A 5,306-nucleotide genomic window follows, 5' to 3' on the forward strand; every position below is an offset into this window, starting at 1 on the left:
TTTTTACGTTTTACGGCGGCCACGACCCGGAAGATTACACACATAGAGTAGGCGACCCAAAAACTGCATTAGACCTTCATCCAACGTCTCCAGGTTATCGATTAATCTTAAATAATGTACTATTCCCAGCTGCTAAAAAGAAGAAGCAAAAAACCTAATTACTTCGTTAATGAGTAATAGAATACTATCTTTTTTTAAATTATTTTTTTCTTCACTTCTTTATTGGCTATTGGCCTTTATGTTTTTTGTGGCCATAAGGTATAATGGTTTAGTTGATGAATTAGCTGTATATACTGATGAGGATTTAGGACTCCCTATTTTGGCTTTTTATTCGTATGGCATAATACTTGGGCTTGTTCTCGGTGTATTTTATGCTATTATTGAATATCTATTCGATGAATTTCTGAGTAAAAAACTGAGCCTCGGTGTTAGTCTCATTGCAAAATCGTTTATTTACTTAATACTTATAATTATTGTTCTTAGTTTGATGTCGTTCAGAATTGAAGAGCACATTGATATCGATTTACCCAATGACAGAGGGTGGTGGCGAACAGATCCGTTTTTTTGGAATACAGTCATATATTTCATTACAGCTTCAATCGTATTTTCGCTTATACGTATAGCCAACGATAAGTTTGGTAGAGGTATGTTTATAAATATCTTATTAGGAAAATATAGAAAACCTAGGGAGGAAGAACGTATTTTAATGTTTTTGGATTTAAAGGACTCTACCAAAATAGCAGAACAGATTGGTCATATTAGATACAGTAAGTTTATTCAAGACTGTTTTAGAGATCTCAATGGGGTACTGAATAAACACGATGCTGAGGTGTATCAGTATGTTGGAGATGAAGCCGTGGTGACATGGACTGATAAGAAGGGATTCAAAAATAATAACTGTGTTAATCTGTTTTTTGCCTTTCGTGATCAGTTGAAAAAGCGCCATCAATATTACATGTCCAATTTTGGTTTCGAGCCGATTTTTAAAGCAGGAATTCATTATGGAAAACTAATGATTGCTGAAGTAGGTACTGTAAAAAAAGAAGTGGCTTATCATGGCGATGTTATTAACACAGCTTCTAGAATTCAGAGCTTATGCAACACCTATGAGGCATCCCTTTTAATATCAGAAACGATTCTTAAGAATTTGAAATTCAAAACGCAATTCACTATAGATTCAAAAGGTATTATTCAGTTGAAAGGAAAAGAAAAGTCTGTCGAGGTATTTAGTATATCTAAATGATTTTTCAAACAAATAAAATAAAATTCAAAATGCAATTTTTTCAAAAAGAAATACGATTGAAGCCTCATTCTAGAGGCTTTCATTTAATAACAAATGATATTTTGAATGCCATTCCCGAAGTACAACAAATCAATGTTGGGCTATTGCAGGTATTTATAAAGCATACCTCTGCAAGTTTAACCATTAACGAAAATGCAGACCCAACCGTTAGACAAGATTTTGAAAGTCATATCAATAAGATGGTTCCTGAGAATCAACCCTATTATAGGCATACTTTTGAAGGTGCTGATGATATGCCAGCACATATTAAAGCATCACTGATGGGTGCTTCAGTTCAAATTCCAATTACGAACGGGGCGCTTAATCTCGGGATTTGGCAGGGCATTTATCTCTGCGAACATAGAGATAGAGCCTCGGGCAGAACTATAATTATTTCGGCTTTTGGGAATTAAGAATAAAAAATCCGACTCGTGAGAATCGGATTTTTTGTTAAGCGAAATGTTGTTATTAATTTGGCTAAAAGCCCTTATTTAACTTTGTTTACTATAGCTTCAAAAGCTTCAGGGTGATTCATTGCTAAATCTGCAAGAACCTTACGATTCAATTCAATATTATTAGCTTTTAATCTTCCCATAAATTTTGAATAGCTCATTCCATGTTGTCTAGCACCTGCATTAATACGCATAATCCATAACGCACGGAATGTTCTCTTTTTGTTTCTACGGTCTCTGTACGAGTATTGCATCGCTTTGTCAACCGCATTTTTGGCTACTGTCCAAACGTTTTTACGTCTTCCCCAGTATCCTTTGGCTTGCTTAAGAACTTTTTTTCTTCTAGCTCTTTTTGCAACTGAATTTACTGATCTTGGCATTTCTTTAATTGTTTTTTGTAGTAGGCGACAGAAATTCTGTTCTTAATCATTTCTCTTAAATCGTAATTCTAAAAATCTACAATCTAAAGTCGAATGGCCTAACTCCAGGGTTTATAAATTAATTTAACCGGTAAAATAAATATTACTTTAGGCGTAACATTAATTTTACATTTTCTTCGTCTGACTTATGTACAGTTGTATCATGAGTCAACGCAAGCTTACGCTTTTTAGATTTTTTGGTCAATATATGACTTTTAAAAGCGTGCTTTCTTTTAATCTTACCGGTGCCAGTTAGTTTGAAACGTTTCTTAGCACTCGATTTTGTTTTCATTTTAGGCATTTTGTCCTAGTTTTAATTTACGTTTCGCTTATCATTGTACACCGAAGCCTTGGCGTAGGTGTATATCTTTTTATTTAGTCTTTTTGGGAGCGATAAACATAATCATTCGCTTACCTTCGAGCTTTGGCATTTGTTCTACTTTGCCATACTCTTCTAAATCTTGGGCTAGTCTCAGTAACAAAATTTGCCCCTGCTCCTTAAAAATTATTGATCGTCCTTTAAAAAACACAAAAGCTTTTAATTTAGCTCCATCTTTCAAAAACTTAATCGCGTGTTTCTTTTTAAACTCGTAATCGTGATCATCTGTTTGAGGACCAAAACGAATTTCTTTGACAACAACTTTAGAAGCTTTAGATTTTAAAGCTTTTTCACGTTTCTTTTGTTCGTAAAGAAACTTTTTATAATCCATAATCTTACAAACAGGAGGGTTCGCGTTAGGCGAAATCTCGACCAAATCCAAACCTTGTTCGTCAGCCATGGAAAGCGCTTTTTTAATAGGATAAACTCCTACTTCTACGTTGTCTCCAACAACTCTGACTTCGTCAGATTTAATTTTAGAATTTATACGATGCTTATCCTCTTTGACTTCACGTCGATTATAATTCCTTCTGTTTCTACGTATTGCTATGGCTTATACAGTTTTTAATTAAACGTTATTTATTTAAAAGTTTTTAAACTCTTATTTATATTATTTTTTATAATTTCTACAAAATTTTCAACACTAATTGTGCCTAGATCACCACCACCGTGTTGTCTTACAGAAATAGTCTTATCTTTTTCTTCTTGCTCACCAACGACAATAATATAAGGAAACTTTTGCATTTCTGCTTCACGGATTTTTTTACCTACAGTTTCGTTTCTATTGTCAACAAGGGCGCGAATTTCGTTATTTTCTAGCAAATTTAAAACTTTTTCTGCGTATTTTTCATATTTCTCACTAACAGACAACACAATAGCTTGTTCTGGCATTAACCAAATAGGGAAGTTTCCACCAGTATGTTCAAGTAAAATAGCGACAAAACGTTCCATACTACCAAAAGGTGCCCTATGTATCATAACAGGTCTATGAAGCTCATTATCACTGCCTTTATATGTTAAATCAAATCGTTCAGGTAAATTATAATCTACTTGAATTGTACCTAACTGCCATTTGCGTCCTAAAGCATCCTTGACCATGAAATCCAATTTAGGACCATAAAATGCAGCTTCGCCAGTTTCGACAACATAATTAAGACCTTTATCTTTTGCAGCGTTCAAAATAGCTTGCTCAGCTTTATCCCAATTTTCATCACTACCAATATATTTATCAGGATTTTCAGGATCCCTTAAAGAGACTTGAGCTGTAAAATCATCAAATCCTAATGAACTAAATACATACAGTACTAAATCAATAACTTCTTTAAATTCCTCATCTAATTGATCGGGCGTACAAAAAATATGAGCGTCATCTTGGGTAAAACCTCTTACACGTGTTAAACCATGCAACTCACCACTTTGTTCATATCGATATACAGTACCGAATTCCGCAAATCGTATAGGTAGTTCCTTATAGGAATAAGGTTTAGCATTATATATTTCGCAGTGGTGTGGGCAGTTCATAGGTTTTAACAAGAACTCTTCGCCTTCTGCAGGCGTATTTATAGGTTGAAAACTATCTTCTCCATACTTAGCAAAATGCCCTGAAGTCACATACAGGTCTTTATTTCCTATATGAGGCGTAACCACCATTTTATAACCAGCCTTCTTTTGAGCAGCTTTTAAGAAACTCTCTAGGCGTTCTCTTAATTCAGCACCTTTAGGTAGCCATAATGGTAAACCTTGACCGACTGTCTGTGAAAATGTGAAAAGCTCCAATTCTTTTCCAAGTTTTCTATGGTCACGTTTTTTAGCCTCTTCTAATAAATGAAGATATTCGGTAAGTTCTTTCTGTTTAGGGAACGAAATACCATAAACTCGAGTCAACTGTTTTTCATTTTCATCACCCTTGTAATAAGCGCCAGCTACACTTAAAATTTTTACAGCTTTAATGATTCCAGTATTAGGGATGTGGCCACCTCGGCATAAATCAGTAAATGTAGAGTGGTCACAAAACGTAATATCACCATCTTCCAACCCCCCAATAAGATCAACCTTGTACTCATTTTTACCTTCATAATAAGATAGAGCATCGGCTTTAGAAACCTCTCGCATATTAAAATCGTATTTGCCACGAGCAATTTCTATCATTTTATTTTCAATAGTCTTAAAGTCTTTTTCAGAAATCACACCTTCACCCAAATCCACATCATAGTAAAAGCCATTTTCAATAGCAGGTCCTACCCAAAGTTTAACACCTGGGTAAAGTTCTTCCAAAGCTTGAGCAAGCACATGAGCAGAAGAATGCCAAAAAGCTTTCTTGCCTGCGTCATCCTTCCATGTATATAATGTAAGACTACCGTCCGTGGTCAATGGAGTGGTGGTTTCAACAACATTGTCATTGAACTTTGCCGAGATAACATTACGCGCAAACCCTTCGCTAATATCTACAGCCACTTCATATGGAGTAACATCTTTGTCAAAAGACCTTACCGAACCGTCAGGTAGAGTAATTTTAATCATTATTTTTTTGTATAAATTTTAGCCCACAAAGATATACCTATATATATTAAAGACAAAGTGAAGTTTTGAATAAAAATTTTAGTTTCTAGTCTCCTGTAAATGAAGGTAATAATAACCTGTTCAAAACAAAGTATATATTTTTCTTGCAAGAAGGAAAAAGGGTGTTATATTTGCGCCCCCTTATATGTGGGCCATTGCGGTTTTGAAGGTGTACGTTCCCGGCCATATCGGGTCAAGAAAAATTTTTTTAAAAT

6 protein-coding genes and 1 pseudogene are annotated in these 5,306 nt (G+C 34.7%); 3 read left to right on the forward strand and 4 right to left on the reverse strand.

Going from position 1 to position 5,306, the window contains the following annotated elements; genetic code table 11:
* From Q0972_RS03935 to Q0972_RS03945, 3 genes and pseudogenes are all read left to right on the forward strand, one after another.
* A pseudogene (locus tag Q0972_RS03935) lies at positions 1-158 on the forward strand (asparagine synthetase B); the annotation flags it as partial.
* An 11-nt stretch (positions 159-169) separates the two neighbouring features.
* On the forward strand, positions 170-1,243 hold the full coding sequence (locus tag Q0972_RS03940) for an adenylate/guanylate cyclase domain-containing protein (RefSeq protein WP_299362869.1): 1,074 nt from the start codon (positions 170-172) through the stop codon (positions 1,241-1,243).
* Positions 1,244-1,272: 29 nt separating this feature from the next.
* The gene (locus Q0972_RS03945; protein WP_299362870.1) at positions 1,273-1,695 is read left to right on the forward strand and encodes a secondary thiamine-phosphate synthase enzyme YjbQ; all 423 of its coding nucleotides are present in this window, start codon (positions 1,273-1,275) and stop codon (positions 1,693-1,695) included.
* Positions 1,696-1,769: 74 nt separating this feature from the next.
* Here Q0972_RS03945 and rplT read toward each other — a convergent pair whose 3' ends face one another.
* From rplT to thrS, 4 genes are all read right to left on the reverse strand, one after another.
* Positions 1,770-2,114, reverse strand: coding sequence for a 50S ribosomal protein L20 (gene rplT / locus Q0972_RS03950; protein WP_299362871.1), 345 nt, complete (start codon positions 2,112-2,114; stop codon positions 1,770-1,772).
* 142 nt (positions 2,115-2,256) lie between these two features.
* Complete coding sequence (gene rpmI / locus Q0972_RS03955) at positions 2,257-2,454, reverse strand: 50S ribosomal protein L35 (protein WP_224527853.1); 198 nt, start codon at positions 2,452-2,454, stop codon at positions 2,257-2,259.
* Between the two features lie 70 nt (positions 2,455-2,524).
* Positions 2,525-3,076, reverse strand: coding sequence for a translation initiation factor IF-3 (gene infC, locus Q0972_RS03960; RefSeq protein ID WP_299362884.1), 552 nt, complete (start codon positions 3,074-3,076; stop codon positions 2,525-2,527).
* A gap of 35 nt (positions 3,077-3,111) precedes the next feature.
* The gene (gene thrS, locus Q0972_RS03965) at positions 3,112-5,052 is read right to left on the reverse strand and encodes a threonine--tRNA ligase (protein WP_299362881.1); all 1,941 of its coding nucleotides are present in this window, start codon (positions 5,050-5,052) and stop codon (positions 3,112-3,114) included.
* Between the last annotated feature and the right edge of the window lie 254 nt (positions 5,053-5,306).

Origin of the sequence: Winogradskyella sp., assembly GCF_028282165.1 — a bacterium.
Lineage (GTDB): Bacteria > Bacteroidota > Bacteroidia > Flavobacteriales > Flavobacteriaceae > Winogradskyella.